We start from the raw sequence: 17938 nt of genomic DNA on the forward strand, positions 1-17938 counted from the left end.
CAATTTTTCTATTTTACACTTCACTATAATCCATGACCCAAATGAAGTTTTTGTTTACCCTCTTACTGGTTGGTTTGGTGCAGCTTTCGATGGCGCAAACCCCTAAAATCAACGAAGATTCTGTCTATATTCGTCAGCACTATACCAAAATGGAACGCATGGTTCCGATGCGTGACGGTGTCAAACTTTTTACGTCGATTTATGTCCCCAAGGACATAGCAAGCGGGAAAAAGTACCCGATTATGCTCAATCGGACTCCTTACAGCGTTGCTCCCTATGGAGATACACTCTACAAAACTTCCTTGGGGCCGTCGATGCTATTTGCGCGCGATGGTTATATTTTTGTTTACCAAGATGTCCGCGGAAAATACATGTCGGAAGGCAGTTTTGAGGCGTACCGTCCGTTTATTCCAAATAAGAAAAACGCGACCGACAACGATGAAAGCTCCGATGCCTACGATGCGATTGAATGGTTGGTGAAAAATATCGAAGGCAACAACGGAAAAGTGGGCACGTGGGGAATCTCGTCGCCTGGTTATTATTCTACCATGACGACCATTGAGTCCCATCCTGCCCTCAAAGCGGCCTCGCCTCAAGCCCCTGTGACCGACTGGTTTATGGGGGATGACCGCCACCACAACGGCGCTTTCTTTTTGATGGGAACGTTTGCCTTTATCTCAGGTTTTGGCGCGCCGCGTCCCGTACCTGCGGCCAAAGCACGTCCAGGGTTTTCGGCCTATGGTACGCCCGATGGCTATGAGTTTTACATGAAATTGGGTCCTCTCAAAAACGTCAATGAGCGGATTTTTAAAGGCGAAAACCGCATTTGGAATCAGTTGATGGAAAACGAAACCTACAACGAGTTTTGGCAGTCACGTACGCCTGTTCCGCATTTCAAAAATGTAAAACCTGCCGTGATGGTTGTTGGGGGCTGGTTTGACCAAGAGGATTTGTACGGGCCATTGAAAGCCTACGAAGGTATCGAAAAAAATAGCCCCTCGTCGTCGAATCGTTTGGTGATGGGGCCGTGGATTCACGGAGGCTGGGCGCGTGGAAAAGGCGAGTCGTTAGGACACATTCGCTTCGGCTCGGCGACGAGTGAGTTTTACCAAAAAAACATTGAATTGCCTTTCTTCAATCACCATCTGAAAGACGCGCCTGATCCTAAATTGCCCGAGGCGTACATCTTTGAAACGGGTGCTAACCAATGGCGTACCTACGACCAGTGGCCGCCCAAAAATTCGGTAGAAAAGAAATTGTATTTCCACCCCGACGGTAAACTTTCATTTAACCCAACCCCAGAAAGTGTCCAAAAGGGAAAAGAACCTGCGTTCAACGAATACACCAGCGACCCTGCACGTCCTGTCCCTTATACGTCTGAGATTCGTGTCATAAGAGGAAGTGATTTTATGTACGAGGACCAGCGTTTTGCCTCACAACGCCCCGATGTATTGGTGTATGAGTCAGACGTGTTAACCGATGATGTGACCATTTCGGGAAATGTTTTTGCTGACCTTTTTGTGTCAACGACGGGAACGGATGCCGATTTTATTGTAAAATTAATCGACGTTTATCCTGGCGACGCACCCAACGACAGCCCCGAGAATCCCCGAAAAGCGATGGGTGGTTTTCAATTGTTGGTGCGTGGTGAGGTGATGCGTGCTAAGTTTAGAAATAGCTTTACCACTCCAGAACCGATGAAACCTGGCAAAATTGAACACGTAAAGTTCGATATGCAAGATGCGGCGCACCGTTTCAAAAAAGGCCATAAAATCATGGTTCAGGTTCAAAGTAGCTGGTTTCCGTTGGTTGACCGCAATCCGCAGAAGTTTTTGAATATATATAAAGCCGACGCGAGCGATTTTCAAAAGGCAACTCACAAAATATTTTGTTCGGGAAATGCCTCCTCGTATGTCGGTGTTCGGGTAGTAGAATAAAAAGACAATTGTTTGAATTTTACAAGCATCCGTTTGATTCAAACAACCCTTGGTTTGGCTCCAACTTTTACTTTTGCATTGTTAAATATCAATCAAAAGTTAAAAACAAACGAGCTATGAAGTACAACTTGTTAGGAAACACAGGACTGAAAGTATCGGAATTGTGTTTAGGTACCATGACCTTTGGAGGCAAAGGAATGTGGACTGCTATTGGTACGTTGCCACAAGACGAAGTAAATGCCTTGGTGAAAGCCTCGGTAGAGGCGGGGATTAATTTTATTGATACGGCCAACGTTTACAGCGAGGGCCTTAGCGAAGAAATGACGGGGAAGGCTATTCGTGAATTGGGCTTGAATCGCGATGAATTGGTAATTGCGACCAAAGTACGAGGGCGCATGGGCGCGGGGCCAAACCAAACGGGTTTGACCCGCAAACACATTTTGCAACAAGCCGACGAAAGCCTCAAACGCCTCCAAATAGACTACATCGACTTGTACCAAATTCATGGGTTTGACCCCGTTACGCCCTTGGAAGAAACCCTGTCGGCGTTAGATTCGTTGGTTCAAAGTGGCAAAGTTCGGTACATTGGTTGCAGCAATTTAGCAGCTTGGCACATCATGAAAGCCCTGGGAATTTCGGAGCGTAACCACTGGTCGAAATTCATTTCGTTGCAAGCGTATTATACGATTGCAGGCCGTGATTTGGAACGCGAAATTGTTCCGATGCTCCAGGATCAAAAAGTGGGCTTGATGGTTTGGAGTCCGTTGGCGGGTGGTTTATTAAGCGGGAAATACGGTCGCCACGAAACACCCGAAGATGCTCGACGCGCTAATTTCGACTTCCCACCTATCAACAAAGACAAAGCCTATGACATCATCGAAGTGATGCGCGAAATAGCTACCGAAAAAGGAGTAACCGTAGCTCAAATTGCGCTAGCTTGGTTGCTGCATCAGCCTGCGGTTTCGACGGTAATCATTGGCGCAAAAAAACCAGAGCAGTTGGCCGATAACATCAAATCGACCGAGGTGAGTCTAACCGCCGAAGAATTGGCACGTTTGGATTTAATCAGCAAATTGCCCGCCGAATACCCCGCGTGGATGATTGAACGCCAAGGCGCTGACCGCCGATAAGTCCTTGTATTTGAGTAATTAAAGAAAACAACAATGTCAATCGTCGAAACCTTAGAAGAATTTTATCGGCAAAAATATGCGACGCTTCCTGAAATAGACCCCAACGATCCTGGGCATTTTAACGTATTTCGGGTAGAAGACCACGCGCCAACTAAAAAAGCGCCGCTAAAGTATGCGCGTCGGGAGTTTTACAAAATTTCGCTGATAAAAGGGCATTTTGTCTATCACTATGCCGATAAAAGCTTGGAGGTGAACGGAGCGACATTGTTGTTTTTTAACCCCGAAGTTCCCTACACCATGGAGCACTTGGGGGAGGAGCGTACGGGTTTTTTCTGCATTTTTAGAGGAGAATATTTTAGCGACCACCTCCGAAATAGTTTGCGAGAATTGCCCATGTATGCCCCTGGAGGAAAGCCTGCTTATAGGCTAGATGAGGCTCAATTTCGCAGTTTTGGGGTGATTTTTGAAAAAATGTTGGAAGAAATTCAGTCCGATTATCGTTTCAAAAACGACCTCATTCGGAACTACATTATGGAAATCATTCATAATGCGCTTAAAATCCAACCCTCCGAAAAACTGTATCGGAACATTGATGCCAATGCGCGCATTACTACCGTTTTTATGGAATTGCTCGAACGGCAGTTTCCCGTTGAACCTACTACCCAAAAATTTCAATTGCGCTCTGCGAAAGACTTCGCCGAAAAGTTGAATGTCCACGTCAACCACCTCAATCGGGCGATTAAACTAAGTACGGGAAAAACAACCACCGAGCACATCGCCGAACGACTGATGGGAGAGGCCAAAGCGATGTTGCGCCATACGCATCGGAACGTGTCAGAAATCAGTTACTCACTGGGGTTTGAAGAACCTGCCCACTTTAACCATTTCTTCAAAAAACACGCAGGAATGACGCCTACGGCGTTTCGGGCGTAGAGGGAGGGATGCATAAGGTGTGACTCTTCTAACCCCATGCCTTTAGGCTGGGGAATGCAAGCAGGAACAATAATACGTAAGCTTTAGCCATGACTTTTCGATAGTAAGATGCTAAAAATCAAGTGAAATTCTTTCAACAACAACTCCAATTAAAACCTCGCAAACGAGGCTTTCACCTCGTAACTTCCGAAGTCTTGCAGGCTTTTCCCCAACTGCGCGAAATCTCCGTTGGCATGTGCCAAGTATTTATCCAACACACGTCAGCATCGTTGACCATCAATGAAAACGCAGACCCTACGGTTCGTCAAGATTTTGAAATGTTTTTTAACAAGGCCGTCCCAGAAAACGACCCCGATTATCGCCACGATTACGAAGGTTCTGACGATATGCCTGCGCATTTAAAAGCCTCAATGTTAGGCGCTTCGGTGCTCATGCCCGTAAGAAATGGGCGTTTAGCGTTAGGAACTTGGCAGGGAATTTATTTGTGCGAACACCGCAACGATGGAGGTGCTCGCACAGTTATGATAACAGCGTGGGGAGAGTAAATTGTTTACTTACAGTCGCATAAGTCGCGGTCAACGTACGTTTTTTTGCCACTGGCCGTGAGGTAATAACAGCCCCCACTTTTGCCAATGTACAGGGCATTCCCGTTATAAACGCTGCATTTGGTGTCAACATTAATGGACGTGCTGCGGTAGTCAAATCGCGCGTTTTGGAGGGCTGATTGGGTAGAAGAGGGGAGGTTGCTGAAAAAATCCATGCCCGTTTTTCGCTCCAATTCGCTCACGGTTGTGATATAGCGAATCCAACTTGTGTTCTTGACCGTACTGTTTTTGTTCGGGAAATCGACGGCAATCACGGGCGTAGTGCTGTTGATTTCATTCACCGAGGCATTTCCAGGCAATACCACAATGATTTTATACACCCGCGCGGGGACATTGACCACGTCGTCGAGTTTGGTAGCGGTGCCTTTGCTTCCTTCGCCACCTGTGCCATAGGCACCTGCCGTTATGTACAGTTTGTAGCCTTTCTCGACCAATTCCCGACTAAATTGTTCCAAGTGCTCCCACGCTTCTCGGTTGAGGTCGGGCGCTTGCGGAATCATGTTGGTCATCAAAAAAGTGCTTGAATTGCTAGGTATCGAATTGGTTCGGTCGGCCGACGGGCACAAATGCCCACGGTCAAATCCTGAACTTGAATAGTCGCTAGGTTTTATTTTAGGCCAATCTTGTGGCAAAGCTTCGTCGGGACGAAAATCATTTTGGCGGTCAATCGTTCCCAACCATTTTGGCGACAACTCCCACGCTACCCAGTTGGCATGGCCTTTGGAACGGTTGTACGAAAGCGCAAATTGGGGTTTGTTCAATAAATAATTGTCGTACGACGAAGGATTGGTTTGAGCATTACTTGGATTTCCAAGGGCTAAATGTGGGCTTTGATTAGTAGTTGCAGGCGTGTAACCTGGAGCACAACTTGAGACGACAACAGCTACCAGCGCTAGGACAGCCAACGAACGGAAAAGATTCATACAAATAAATTTTACAATAAGTACAGAGGCAAAGTTAATAGTTATCTGTTAATCGTTAACTGAGTGTCTTGTCCTAGCATATTCTAAAAAATACTTAGTGGGTTGATAATCTGTGTTTTACAATTGACGAGTAACGGTTGACGATTAACAGGCTGTTTCTCACATTTGGCTCCAAAGGTGTTATTTTTTTCACGGCACACAAAAAACGAATGAATAACTCTTTTATTTGTACACTTCATCTAAACTTACTATCCCAATGCGCTTGATTTTTTTACTTCTGTTTTTAAAAATTACCCCCCTATTTGCCCAAACGAAGGGAATGACGCCCGCTTCTATTGGGATAGTGGGCGACACCGCCGATGTAACCGTTCCGACCCAAACGGGCTTTGTGTTAGGTGGCGGGAGTACCGACGTCAAAGAAGCCTTGCAGTGGATGATTGAACGTGCTAAAGGCGGCGATGTGGTCATTATTCGGGCCAGTGGCGCTACGGGCTACAATGATTTTATCTATGGTTTAGGAGGGGTTAATTCGGTAGAAACCTTGCTTATCAATAATCGAGAATTGGCCATGAATCCTGCTGTTGGACAGCGAATTAGGCAAGCCGAACTTCTTTTTATTGCGGGTGGTGACCAAGGGAATTATGTGAAGTTTTGGCAAGATACCCCCGTTGAAGAAGCCATCAATTATTTGATTCACGTCAAAAAAGCACCTATCGGAGGAACGAGTGCGGGTTGTGCTATTTTGGGGGAAGTTGGTTTTGCTGCCCTCAACGACGGTATCAATTCAGAAGAAGCCCTAACAAATCCTTTTCATCCCAAAATGACCCTTTTAAACGGTGGTTTTATTGATATACCCATCTTAAAAAATACCATTACCGACACCCACTACAGCAACCGCAGTCGGCACGGACGACACTTGGCTTTTTTGGCTAGAATGAAACAAGATTGGGATATGAAAGCCAAAGGAATTGGGGTCGATGAAAAAACTTCGGTATGCATTGATGAAAAAGGCATCGCCCGTGTCTTTGGGAGTCAAGCAGCTTATTTTATTATGGTCAACAAAAAGAAACCAGAGCGCTGCGAATCAGGACAAAAACTGACGTGGAACCGTGGCGGAAAAGCCGTAAAAGTGTATAAAATCCCCGCGACCCTCAACGGAGACGGGCGCTTTGACCTAAACACTTGGAAACTCCCCAAAGGCCAAACGTGGACGTACTGGTTTGCCAATGATGGCGTCATTACCGAATAATCAGCGTGCATCTGCGTGGATTTAATCTGCGCCCATCTGCGAGAAAAAAATAAACCCATGAAAAAGATACTAATAGCATTTTTATTCCTAGCCCAAAGCCTATTGGCCCAAACCTCCAACGAAATCCGTCTGATTATTCGCTCGGACGATATTGGTTTTTGTCACACGGCCAACGCCGCCTGCATGAAAGTCTATACCTATGGAATCAGCCGTTCGGTAGAAATCCTCGCCACCGCACCGTGGTTTATGGAAGCCGTGAAAATGCTTAAAACCCAGCCCAATTACGACGTCGGCGTGCATTTATGCCTCACGAGCGAGTGGGAAAACCTAAAATGGCGTCCCTTAACGTCAGCTCCTTCGTTGACGGACGCCGACGGGTATTTTCCACAGTTTGTTTGGGAAAACAAAAAATTAAAAGACAGCCCGTATCTGCTTCAAAAAACCATCAACGTCGCCGAAGTAGAGCGCGAGTTTCGGGCACAAATTGAACTCGTCAAAAAGCACTTGCCGTGGGCAAGTCACTTATCGGCGCACATGGGTTGCACCAACGCTACTGCCGAGGTAAAAACGATGGTAGAGCGCTTGTCGAAAGAATATAACTTACCCATTCAAATGCCCAAAGACGTTCAGTACGTTCGTGGGTTTGGTGGAGCCGATAAATCGCCCGAACAAAAGGAAAAAGATTTGGTCGAAATCCTCAAAAATCTTCCCGCAGGAACGCACTTTTTGGTCGAACACCCAGGTTACGATTCGGGAGACATGAAAGGTGTAGGACACGTGGGCTACGAAAATGTAGCTTATGACCGCGAAGGGGTGACGCGCGCTTTTACGAGTGCCGAAGTAAAAAAAATCATTGCGGAGCGCGGTATCAAGCTAGTAAGCATCAAAGAAGCTATGCAGGGGAAGTAATAAAAAAAGAAACTGTCTAAAAAGGGGGCGCTGGAGAGCGCCCTTTCTTTTTAAGACAGTTCTTGTATATAGAAGGGTTCGGAATGCTAGTGCTTATTCAATACGACAATGTTTTCGGCTTCATACGTGCCGCCTTCAGTTTGTAAATGATACACCTTGTCAACGGTTCGGAAAGCTGAGGCAATGTTGGTCAATTCGGCAGTAAGGTACCTGCCCGTAACGGCGTCCCGCACAAAAAGCCAATCGCCTGCGCGGAGGTCTTCCACGCGTTTTTTACCCAAAAGTGTCAAAACAGGATGGTAGGGCGTCACCTCCAACGAAAGTAAACCACTTTCGTTGCGCGTACTTACCCACGCTTGCCCGTTGGGACGAACAAGCAGGCGCGTAAGCGAAAAAACGCCTTCATTGACAACCACTCTCTCAACTCGATTAGCTCGTATGCCCGTAATTTCATCACCAGCTTTGATGCCCGAAATTTTCTTTTCGGTACCATCCACGAGGTTGACAAAAGTTTCGGCAGGAAAGCAAAATTCCTGAGGATGTGCTAAAACAATCTTTGAGTGCGGTTGAGCTTGGCTTAATGCAAACGCGACGCAAATGCCCAGTCCGTCGTTGGTAAGGCTTTTGGCTTTTAAGTCAGCTACGAAATTATCCTTAACAGCTTTGGACGAAGTTTCATTGGGTAAAACGAGCGTTACGAGGCGGTTTTGCGACGAATACACGACCAGTTGTCCAAGTGCGCTTTGGCCAGTACGTTCCGAAATATCATAAAACGATACCTTGTGTTCCACACCATCGTTAAACTGAAACGACAGCGGGGTTTCGTACTGACGATAGGAGAGGCCGTGGCTCCGAAAATGTTGTTTTGGGGAGCCACTACGAATCTCTACGGCTTTTGCTTTGTCAAATTCGGCCAACGTCATTCCTGGCTGCCTTTCCTGAGCAAACGTTGCCCAACTGACAGCGACTAAAACAAAGGGAATAAATCTCATGACTTTTTAGCTGACCGATTTTGCAAAAGCATCTTTAAAGGCTTTCATTTCGTCCATGGTTCCGATGCTTACGCGGCACCAGTGTTGTTGGTCAAAAAACCAACTTTTAACACTGACGCCCTCAGCCATCATTTTTTGAAGGAGCATAGGCCCTTTCATTTTGATGGGAAATAAAACGAAGTTTGCTGATGAAGGTAAATAACTGTATCCCATTGAAGTAAGACTGTCGCAGAGGAATTTCTTAGATTCGATGGTGTTTTTTAAAACCATGTCCTGAAATGCTTTGTCTTTGAAAGACGCAACTGCCGCCGCTGCCGAAGTGGTAGAAACGGTAAAGCCGCCCGAGCAGAATTTGCGCAAATCTTTCAACAAAGCTGGTTGCCCCAAGGCGTAGCCAATTCGCAAGCCCGCAAAACCGTGGAGCTTAGAGAGCGTACGCAAGATGAGCACATTTTGTCCTTTACGGATACATTCTACCATGCTATCCGTGGCGGGATTGGGAGCGTAGTCGATGTAGGCTTCGTCCACTAAAACCGTTGCTTTGGGAGAAACCGAATCACAAAACGACTTTAACTTGGCCGAAGGCAACATCACACCCGTTGGGTTGTTGGGGTTGCACACGTAAATCATGCTAGTTTCGCTGTTTACGCGCGTTGCCATCGCTTCCAAATCGTATTGATAGTCCTTGGTCAAAGGCACTTTTTCCGTTTTCATTGTTGCGCCGTCTTCGCGGGCATCGCGTCCAGAGATGTAGCAAGTTTCGGCCATCATCACTTTTCCTTTGGTGGCGGCCAATAGAAGGCTTGCCATCAACAATTCCGAAGAACCTGCCCCCAGCATCACTTGGTCGGGTGTGACGCCGTGCATGCCTGCAATCGTCTTTTTGAGTTCGGCCGTTACGGGGCCAGCGTACAAAAAGGCTTTTGGTGCGTTGTCGGCAATGGCCTTAATCGCCGTTGGCGCAGGGCCCCAAGGGTTTTCATTGGACGACAAACGTGCCCGTACTTGGGGTGCTGCTGCCAACAGAGCCTCTTGAACAATTTCTCGTTCGCGCTCAGCATATACATCAAAAATTCCTAGTGATGAATAAGCCGTTGACGCTTGAGCTGTAGTTGCTGAACCCAAAGCAAGTCCTGATGAGGCCAGTAGCCCAGACTTTAACCAATCCCGACGATTTACAATAAAAGACATAGTGATAGCGGTAAAAAGGTTTTCGTTTTGTTTCCCAAAAGAAAAACTGGACTCTCGCTTGGCGGCGATAAAACGGAAGTACTTATTCTTACTATATATACTAATGGTGTGAATAAGTGACTGCGTCTTTGATGATGCAAAATTAGAAAAATATAATTTAATGTCAATACATATTTCAAAAATGTGCAATCAAAAATTTAACAAAAATCAAAATTTTGGCGTATATACATCAAAAATTAAACTAAAAAATGGTAAAAAATCAAAAATATAACCAAAATGACGTTTTTGATAAACAAGCTATTTTTGTTATTTTGTTGTTAATAATTGTTTGGTAATGATTGAAAATATAGAATAAAATAATGTAAAAACAACAAATAATTGCATTAAAACAGTAAAATGTAAATATTTTGCAAAATTTATTAAAATATATTTGGCAATTTGGAGATGATGCTATACTTTCGATTCAACAAACTAAGGAATAGTACAATTTTCTTCTAGTTGAATAGCTCCAGAGCCGCACTTGTAGGGGTTGTTTCAACACTAAAAATTGAAAGGTCTCTGTGCAGACCACCATATTTCTTGCAAGGAAGCAAACGAGGTTATGAACGTTTGCTCGCTGAGTATCGCAGTTACTTGAAATTCCAAAATGGCATCAGATTGAAATCCGAACGGGAAGTTTAGCTTCTTTCCATTCGCTGTTTTCAATCGAAAGATAAAGGAGGAAAAATCCTCTTGCTTGGCCACGCTTGCCCGACTGTTCGGATGGTTAGTTTATGCTAATGCGGCCAGTATAGATTAACAACTGTTCAGTCGGTGCAATGCGTGAAAGGAGTCACACGAATACCTAAAACTAAACTGTTACCAGATGAAAAAATATCTACTTTTATCAGCATTAATGACAATCGCGTGGGTTGGATATGCCCAAAGGTTTGTCAAAGGTACGGTTACTTCAAAAGACGAAGGCGCTTTGCCTGGCGTGAACGTAATCGTAAAAAGTACGAGAGCTGGAGTTGTGACGGATGCAGAAGGAAATTACAAAATTAGCGTTCCTGACGATAACGCGGTTTTGGTCTATAGTTTTATTGGTTATTCAATTCAGGAAATTCCCGTAGGCGGGCGTTCAAGCATTAACATTGAGCTTCAACCCGATATTAAAGCGCTTCAGGAGGTAGTAGTAACGGCTTTTGGTATCGAGAAAGAGAAAAAGGCCCTTGGTTACACCGTACAAGAAATCAAAGGAAATCAAATTTCTGAATCTCGCTCCAACAATGTTGTCAATAGCCTCTCTGGGCGCGTGGCAGGGGTGCGCGTGGCGAGCAACGGAGGGCCTGGAAGTGGCTCAACGGTGCAGATTCGAGGAAGTTCGTCGGTTTCTGGGAACAACCAACCGCTCGTTGTTATCGACGGTGTCCCCATCGACCAATCAACCTCTAGTCGTATGACTAGCGGTGAAAAGCAATTCGGCGGTGGTTTGTCGGAAATTAGTCCCGACAACATCAAAGATATTAGTATCCTAAAAGGCCCTAACGCGGCAGCATTGTATGGTTCGCGCGCGGCCAACGGGGTTATTTTGATTACCACCAAAAATGGCGCGGGTACCAAAGGAATTGGTATTGAGTTTAACCACAATACAACTTTTGAGCGCCCATTGGTCAAACCAAAGTTTCAAAACATGTACGGTGGAGGAAACGGATACCGTACTTGGTATAATGACGGTTGGTCGGGTACAATTACTGATCCTACCGAAATCCAACAATACCGCGCTGCCTATGGCCCTAACGCACCTTTGACTGGAACAGAAGGGACGGACGAAAGCTGGGGTGCTCCTTTGGATGGCCGTCTGGTACGTCATTGGTACACGGGAGCTGATGTAGCGCCGCTTACTCCTCAACCCAACAACTGGGAAGGATACTGGGAAACGGGTGCTACTACAACCAACAACGTAGCCCTTTCGGCAGGAAACGATAAAGGAAGCTTCCGCTTGTCGATGGGTCGGATGGACCAAAAAGGGATTATGTACAACAATGACTTTTGGCGGAATAACTTTAAATTGAATACTAATTACAACTTCACTTCAAAGTTAAGTGCAACAGTATCAGCTGAATACGTAAAAAGTGGCTCAGATAACCGTTCGTTCCAAGAAGGTCAGCAGTTTATTTGGGCACACCGCCACACCGATTGGTCGATGTTGAAAAAATATGCCGATTATACAACGGTGCATATTCAACGTAAAGTGGCTGGTCGCCTTCCAGACAATGACCCGCCTAACTGGCAACATACGTTTTTTACCAATCCATTCTACACGCAAGACTACCTGCCATCATCCAATGAAAAAGACCGTTTGGTAGGTAACATTGCCTTGAACTACAAAATTTCGCCTTCGTTTAGTGTGTTAGCTCGTTCGGGAACGGACTATTGGTCAGATACGCGCATCAACGTCATCAACTTCGACCGTGTTCGTAACGGAAACCGTACACCTGGACAATATTCGGAAGATGTACAACGTGCCCAAGAAACCAACAGCGACATCATTTTGTCGTTCAACAGAAGCGTAACCAACAACATTTCGGTAAGTGCTCAAGCGGGAGCCATCAAACGTACCAATTATTTCAAACGTAACTTCACGCAAGTTGGGGAGTTGGTGGTAGATGGCCTTTATAACTTATCAAACTCCGTAACCAGTTTGAACACCGTGTCGAGCCGCATCGAAAAAACAGAAATGCAAAGTGTGTTTGGAACGGCACAGGTAGGTTGGAAAAACGCCTTGTTCTTGGATTTTACAGCGCGTAACGACTGGTCTAGCACGTTGCCTTCTAATGCTCGCTCGTACTTCTATCCATCGGTTTCGGCAAGCGCAGTAGTGACAGATTTGTTGGATCTTCAAAGCTCTATTTTGACTTTTGGTAAAGTGCGCGCTAGCTGGGCACAAGTTGGAAACGATGCTTCGCCGTATCAATTGGCCCAAACATTCCGCTCAGCCAGTGCTTGGAATGGTAGCACACCCGAGTATTATGAAAACACTACCATCTCTAATTCTAGCCTTAAACCCGAAATCACAACAGGAATTGAGTTAGGTTTAGACTTGCGTTTCCTTCGTGGTAAGTTAGGATTGGACGTGACGTATTATAATCAATCGTCTAAAAACCAGATTCTTGGCGTAGAAATCTCAAAAGCATCTGGTTACAATAGTCGCATCTTAAACGCGGGAGAAATTGTCAACAAAGGACTTGAAGTGGTATTGTCAGGGACACCTTTGAAAACCGTAAACGGATTTACGTGGGATGTGAGCTTTAACTTTGCCCGCAACCGCAACAAAGTAATCGCACTTGCGGAAGGATTAACTACTTATACGCTACACACTCAGCGTGGATTGACTTCGGAAGCTCGCGTTGGCCAACCTTATGGTGCTTTGTACGGCATTGGTTTTGAAAAAGCTCCTGACGGTCAAATTATCTACAAAGACGGTTTGCCAGTGGTTTCAACCACACCACGTTTGCTCGGAAATATCCAGCCTGACTGGACGGGTGGTTTCTCTAACACCTTCACGTACAAGAGCTTCTCTTTAGCTGCTTTGATTGATGTACGCGTAGGAGGCGATTTCTTCGACGAAGGTACGGGAACGGCGCGTTGGACAGGTCAGTACGAAGAAACGGCGATTGGACGTGAAGAAGGTATCATCGGTAAAGGGGTAAAAGTGGTAAGCACCAATGCAGATGGCTCGTCGGTATATGCACCAAACGACATCATTGTGGCAGCCAATCAATTATACGGGTACAACAATCCACGTCGTTATCATGAAGCCGTTATTTATGACGGAAGTTACGTCAAACTTCGCGAGATGTCTTTCGGTTATTCAGTTCCTGAGGCCATCTTGAAACGCTCTTTTATTCGCTCGGCCAAAGTGTCAATCGTTGGACGTAACCTTGCGATTTTGTTCAAGAATACACCACACATCGACCCAGAAGTGGACCGCTTCGGTGGAAACCGTCAAGGGTTTGCGTACGGCGAGTTGCCTAACTCTCGTAGTGTTGGTTTTAACGTATCTCTCGGATTCTAAACGACTTATCTCTATGAAAAAATACACATTACTTTCGCTGACGTTGGCGGCTCTTTTGGGTTCTTCTTGTACCAAAGAGTTTGACAAAATGAACATCGACCCCAATAACCCAACGGCCATTGGTCCGCAGTATTTGCTGCCCTACGCCATGGAAAAATCGGTGGACAGATTTTGGGGGGGAAGCACGCGTTTTGAGCGTTTGAACATCGACGGAATGATGCTTTGGATGCAGTATTTTACCCGTAATATTTACTCAAACGAAGGAGATAACTACGGACTTTCACCCGCATTTTACAACAACAACTGGGCGTCTTTCTTTAACGATGGCTTGTTGAACTTCCAACGAATCATTGTTGATAGTTCGCCAACGGGCAAAGCGCCAAACACTAATTACGAAGGCGTGGCATTGGTAATGCGTTCGTGGTTGTTTTCGGTGACGACGGATCTTTGGGGTGCCATTCCGTATTCGGAAGCCTTAAAAGGGACAGCCGAGTCGCCTAGCTACACCCCTGCGTATGATTCACAAGATAAAATCTATGAAGGATTGTTGAACGACCTGAAAATTGCCAACGAAAAACTCATAGTCGGTGGGCCAGGCGTTCAAGGGGATATTATTTACGGAGGTAACATCCTGAAATGGAAGAAGTTTGCCAATTCATTGCGTTTGCGTTTGGCCAATCGCCAGGCTGCGAAGAAGTCGGCTGAGTCGCGGGCGATTATGAGAGAAATTTTGGGCGATGCCACAAAATACCCCATTTTTACGAGCAACGATGACAATGCCTTGATTAAAAATACGGCAACGCTCCCAAGCAACAACGAATGGCACGAAGTGATGGTACGCGGTAGCCGTACTGACTGGAACATCAGCAGCACCTTGGCCGATAAGCTCAACGCTTTGGGCGATACCCGCATCACGATTTATGCGAATCCAGTAGCTGGAAAATACGTAGGACACCCCAACGGTTTGCCCGATGCCATTGCCACGACTTACTTGTCGTCGAGCTCAACGATTGGAAACTACTTCACCCGCCCCGAAACACCAAGTGTGATTATGACGCTTTCAGAATTGAACCTGATTTTGGCCGAAGCAGCCATTGATGGAGACATTACAGGCGATGCCAAAACGTATTTTGAAAACGGGATTACGGCTTCTTTTGAACAATATGGGTTGAAAGTGCCTGCCGATTATTTTACCAAAGTAGGTGCCGTAACGCGCGAAAAAGTACTTGATCAAAAATGGATAGCACTCTACGGAGTAGGGGTAGAGGCTTGGACCGAATACCGCAGAACAGGTTTCCCTGTATTACCTGCCAAAGATCCACGCGCCGTTTTTGAAAATGATGGTGTGTTGCCAACCCGTTTGCCGTATCCAAGTACCGAATATTCACTCAACAAAGCTAGTTTGGAAAAAGGTATTGCCCTCAATGGCGGTGCCGATAACATGAAAACCAAGCTTTGGTGGGTTGAAAAATAAGTCATTTGTTAAATTTTTATTCACAGAAATACATAATTTGAATTTTGCTATGTAGTTGTGAATAAAATAGTTAACTTAGAGTCACCATAACAAAGTACCAACAAAAGCCATAAGCTAAACCACCAATTCAAAACACACTCACAAACACATGACACAGATTATCAACCGCCGCAGTTTACTTAAATCAGGTTTGATGACCTTAGGAGGAATGGCCGCTGCCCCAGCAGTAGGTGCCTTCGCAAATGTACCTTCACGTATAGACACCAACGGTAACTTATTTCATAGCCCTTTACTCAGAGAAACGGTGTTGGAAAACCCGCCAAAAACGCCCCCAACCATCGTGCGTATCAATGCCAACGAAAACCCTTACGGCCCTCCAATGAGCGCTCGGAAGGCAGTGGCAGATGCCGTTGCGGGCGGTAGCCGTTATTCGTGGAAAGAGTTAGAAAACCTTGTTGGAAAAATCGCTAAAAAAGAAGGCGTTACTCCTGACCACATCATGATGGGCCCTGGTTCGTCGGATTTGTTAGAGAAAGTGGCCATCGTACTTTTCCAAAAAGGTGGAAATGTAGTTTCGGCTGACCCAACTTATATGTCATTGGTAAAAGTAGCCGAAGCGACGGGAGCTACTTGGAAGGCGGTGCCGTGCAAAGGTGACTGGTCGCACGACTTGAAAGCAATGGAAGCGGCCATCGACAAGGACACAAAACTTGTTTATATCTGTAACCCTAACAACCCAATGGGTAGCATCACGTCGGGCAAAGAGCTATTGGATTTCTGTTCACGTGTTTCGGAAAAAGTACCCATTTTTGTGGACGAAGCGTACCTTGAATTGGCCGTAGGTGCTGATACTCAGAGTATGGTGTCGTTGTTGGCACAAAAGAAAAACGTTATCATCGCCCGTACTTTCTCAAAAATTATGGGTATGGCAGGTTTGCGCGTAGGATACGTAGCGGCGCTCCCTGCAACGTTGGATAAAATTCAGAAAATCACCCGTGGTGGAATGGGAATCACCCAAACGTCGATTGCCGCAGCGGTGGCAAGTATGGACGATGCAGAGTTCCAAGACACAACACGTAAACTGAACCACGAAGTGAAGATGTATCTTTGCAAAAACTTGGATCGTTTGGGTTACAAATACGTGCCTTCATACACCAACTTCGTGATTTTCCCGATCAACATTCCGACCAAAGAATTGCTCCAAAAAATGATGGCGAAAGGCATCATGGTACGCGGATACGAAATTCAGGGCAAGCCTTGGTGCCGCGTAAGTATGGGGACGATGGACGAAATCAAGCAGTTTGTAAGTACGCTTGAGGCGATAAGCTAATTTTGAAATAAGGACAGCGGCGTAGGTAGCAAACCTACCTACGCCCAACGAATTGTTACTTTTCCACATTTACTTATGAGTGAAGCTTTACAAAAAGCCATAACCCTTCTGGCGTTGATTGGGTTAGGTCTTATATTACGTTCTAAGTTTAAGAACAAAGAACAAACCAACGGAATCAAGGAAATGGTGCTTTCGGTGGCACTTCCTGCCACGATTTTTATTGCGTTGATGAAAATCGACGTGGACGCCAAGCTGATTGTAGTTCCTGCGTTAACGTTGTTGTTTAACTTTTTTATGTATTTCACAGCGCCGTTGGCCTTTCCTTTTTTTGGCATCGAAAAAGACAGTTCGATGGGGCGTACGTTGGTGATGTTGTTGCCGTCGTTGGCACCAGGCTTATCGTGCTTCCCGTTTATTGCCGAATTTTTGGGTGAAAAAAGTGTAGCCATGGCTGCGCTTGGCGACGTAGGAAACAAGTTTTTTGTATTGATTTTCTTGTACGTTATCGCTATGAACATGTTCCTCAAAAATACCAAATCGGAGGAAACCAAAATGGGCGAAAAAATCAAAAGTCTTTTGATGAACCTCGTTCAAGAACCCATTAACATCATCATTATTTCGGCGGCGGTTTTGTTGAGCTTAGGCTTAAATTTTAAAGCACTTCCGATGATTGTGCAGGAAGTATTTGACAAAACAAGCGCGATGATGACGCCGTTGGTGTTGATTTTTATCGGGGTAGCTGTTCAACTAAAACAACGTAAAAAAAGACTTATTGCTTCGTTGTTGGTATTTCGTGCAGGACTAACGATGCTTTTTAGCGCCGCTGTTATTACACTGCTGGGCATTCATGACCCAACCATGATTTTGTTGGCCACCGTCATTCCGTTGAGTTCGGCGAGTTTTTGGCCATTTGCACACATCTCAGCTTTTAACTCACGCGAAGAAGCCCTGGAGATTCCAAAAGAACGCCGTACGTTTAATGCCGAGTTAGCGGTGTTGGTCATGGCCTTTTCGTTGCCTTTTTCTACGTTACTTATTTTAGGGATTTTGTCAACGGGAACGTTTTTTGCCCATACCAGTACCATTGCCATCTCGGGAATTGTTTTGATGTTAGTGGGTTTTGTTCCAACTTTTTTGGGACGTAAAACCGTTCGTTTGTCGAAAGCATAAAAAACGACGAACACTTGTTACAATGAATGTTTCAACAA

At 45.5% G+C, this 17938-nt stretch carries 13 protein-coding genes; 10 read left to right on the plus strand and 3 right to left on the minus strand.

Annotated elements, in window-relative coordinates; translation table 11 throughout:
- Positions 1 to 41: 41 nt before the first annotated feature.
- The 4 genes from FHS57_RS08935 (at position 42) to FHS57_RS08950 (ending at position 4545) form a co-directional block, all read left to right on the plus strand.
- Complete coding sequence (locus tag FHS57_RS08935; RefSeq protein ID WP_229601291.1) at positions 42 to 1937, plus strand: CocE/NonD family hydrolase; 1896 nt, start codon at positions 42 to 44, stop codon at positions 1935 to 1937.
- A gap of 116 nt (positions 1938 to 2053) precedes the next feature.
- Positions 2054 to 3067 (plus strand): aldo/keto reductase, encoded by a 1014-nt coding sequence (locus tag FHS57_RS08940; RefSeq protein ID WP_183972678.1) that lies wholly within the window; start codon positions 2054 to 2056, stop codon positions 3065 to 3067.
- A 33-nt stretch (positions 3068 to 3100) separates the two neighbouring features.
- The gene (locus FHS57_RS08945; protein WP_183972680.1) at positions 3101 to 4000 is read left to right on the plus strand and encodes a helix-turn-helix domain-containing protein; all 900 of its coding nucleotides are present in this window, start codon (positions 3101 to 3103) and stop codon (positions 3998 to 4000) included.
- 122 nt (positions 4001 to 4122) lie between these two features.
- Positions 4123 to 4545 carry a secondary thiamine-phosphate synthase enzyme YjbQ gene (locus FHS57_RS08950; RefSeq protein ID WP_183972682.1) on the plus strand — a complete coding sequence of 141 codons (423 nt, stop codon included), beginning with the start codon at positions 4123 to 4125 and terminating at the stop codon, positions 4543 to 4545.
- A 5-nt stretch (positions 4546 to 4550) separates the two neighbouring features.
- Here FHS57_RS08950 and FHS57_RS08955 read toward each other — a convergent pair whose 3' ends face one another.
- The gene (locus tag FHS57_RS08955) at positions 4551 to 5528 is read right to left on the minus strand and encodes a DNA/RNA non-specific endonuclease (protein WP_183972684.1); all 978 of its coding nucleotides are present in this window, start codon (positions 5526 to 5528) and stop codon (positions 4551 to 4553) included.
- Between the two features lie 256 nt (positions 5529 to 5784).
- On the opposite strand from FHS57_RS08955, the gene FHS57_RS08960 reads away from it, so the two are divergent.
- Together FHS57_RS08960 and FHS57_RS08965 are read left to right on the plus strand one after the other, a co-directional pair.
- On the plus strand, positions 5785 to 6777 hold the full coding sequence (locus FHS57_RS08960) for a cyanophycinase (protein WP_183972685.1): 993 nt from the start codon (positions 5785 to 5787) through the stop codon (positions 6775 to 6777).
- Positions 6778 to 6834: 57 nt separating this feature from the next.
- Positions 6835 to 7686 (plus strand): ChbG/HpnK family deacetylase, encoded by an 852-nt coding sequence (locus tag FHS57_RS08965; RefSeq protein WP_183972687.1) that lies wholly within the window; start codon positions 6835 to 6837, stop codon positions 7684 to 7686.
- A gap of 86 nt (positions 7687 to 7772) precedes the next feature.
- Here FHS57_RS08965 and FHS57_RS08970 read toward each other — a convergent pair whose 3' ends face one another.
- Both FHS57_RS08970 and FHS57_RS08975 read right to left on the minus strand, forming a co-directional pair.
- Entirely contained in the window at positions 7773 to 8678 is a 906-nt protein-coding gene (locus tag FHS57_RS08970) for a Hint domain-containing protein (RefSeq protein WP_183972689.1), read from the minus strand.
- Between the two features lie 6 nt (positions 8679 to 8684).
- Entirely contained in the window at positions 8685 to 9869 is a 1185-nt protein-coding gene (locus FHS57_RS08975) for a pyridoxal phosphate-dependent aminotransferase (protein ID WP_183972691.1), read from the minus strand.
- An 865-nt stretch (positions 9870 to 10734) separates the two neighbouring features.
- Here FHS57_RS08975 and FHS57_RS08980 point away from each other — a divergent pair.
- The 4 genes from FHS57_RS08980 (at position 10735) to FHS57_RS08995 (ending at position 17900) form a co-directional block, all read left to right on the plus strand.
- Positions 10735 to 13926, plus strand: coding sequence for a SusC/RagA family TonB-linked outer membrane protein (locus FHS57_RS08980; RefSeq protein ID WP_183972693.1), 3192 nt, complete (start codon positions 10735 to 10737; stop codon positions 13924 to 13926).
- Between the two features lie 13 nt (positions 13927 to 13939).
- Positions 13940 to 15400, plus strand: coding sequence for a SusD/RagB family nutrient-binding outer membrane lipoprotein (locus FHS57_RS08985; RefSeq protein WP_183972695.1), 1461 nt, complete (start codon positions 13940 to 13942; stop codon positions 15398 to 15400).
- A 148-nt stretch (positions 15401 to 15548) separates the two neighbouring features.
- Positions 15549 to 16730, plus strand: a complete 1182-nt coding sequence (locus FHS57_RS08990; RefSeq protein WP_183972697.1) for a pyridoxal phosphate-dependent aminotransferase — start codon at positions 15549 to 15551, stop codon at positions 16728 to 16730.
- A gap of 75 nt (positions 16731 to 16805) precedes the next feature.
- On the plus strand, positions 16806 to 17900 hold the full coding sequence (locus FHS57_RS08995; RefSeq protein ID WP_183972699.1) for an AEC family transporter: 1095 nt from the start codon (positions 16806 to 16808) through the stop codon (positions 17898 to 17900).
- Positions 17901 to 17938: the final 38 nt, after the last annotated feature.

The organism is Runella defluvii (assembly GCF_014195535.1).
GTDB classification, from domain to species: Bacteria; Bacteroidota; Bacteroidia; order Cytophagales; family Spirosomataceae; genus Runella; species Runella defluvii.

Excerpts from the sequence above, each read along its gene's own strand:
- FHS57_RS08955 (WP_183972684.1), bottom strand. The coding sequence starts at position 5,528 with ATGAATCTTTTCCGTTCGTTGGCTGTCCTAGCGCTGGTAGCTGTTGTC.
- FHS57_RS08940 (WP_183972678.1), top strand. The coding sequence starts at position 2,054 with ATGAAGTACAACTTGTTAGGAAACACAGGACTGAAAGTATCGGAATTG.
- FHS57_RS08995 (WP_183972699.1), top strand. The coding sequence starts at position 16,806 with ATGAGTGAAGCTTTACAAAAAGCCATAACCCTTCTGGCGTTGATTGGG.
- FHS57_RS08990 (WP_183972697.1), top strand. The coding sequence starts at position 15,549 with ATGACACAGATTATCAACCGCCGCAGTTTACTTAAATCAGGTTTGATG.
- FHS57_RS08960 (WP_183972685.1), top strand. The coding sequence starts at position 5,785 with ATGCGCTTGATTTTTTTACTTCTGTTTTTAAAAATTACCCCCCTATTT.
- FHS57_RS08975 (WP_183972691.1), bottom strand. The coding sequence starts at position 9,869 with ATGTCTTTTATTGTAAATCGTCGGGATTGGTTAAAGTCTGGGCTACTG.
- FHS57_RS08935 (WP_229601291.1), top strand. The coding sequence starts at position 42 with ATGAAGTTTTTGTTTACCCTCTTACTGGTTGGTTTGGTGCAGCTTTCG.
- FHS57_RS08970 (WP_183972689.1), bottom strand. The coding sequence starts at position 8,678 with ATGAGATTTATTCCCTTTGTTTTAGTCGCTGTCAGTTGGGCAACGTTT.
- FHS57_RS08980 (WP_183972693.1), top strand. The coding sequence starts at position 10,735 with ATGAAAAAATATCTACTTTTATCAGCATTAATGACAATCGCGTGGGTT.
- FHS57_RS08945 (WP_183972680.1), top strand. The coding sequence starts at position 3,101 with ATGTCAATCGTCGAAACCTTAGAAGAATTTTATCGGCAAAAATATGCG.
- FHS57_RS08985 (WP_183972695.1), top strand. The coding sequence starts at position 13,940 with ATGAAAAAATACACATTACTTTCGCTGACGTTGGCGGCTCTTTTGGGT.
- FHS57_RS08965 (WP_183972687.1), top strand. The coding sequence starts at position 6,835 with ATGAAAAAGATACTAATAGCATTTTTATTCCTAGCCCAAAGCCTATTG.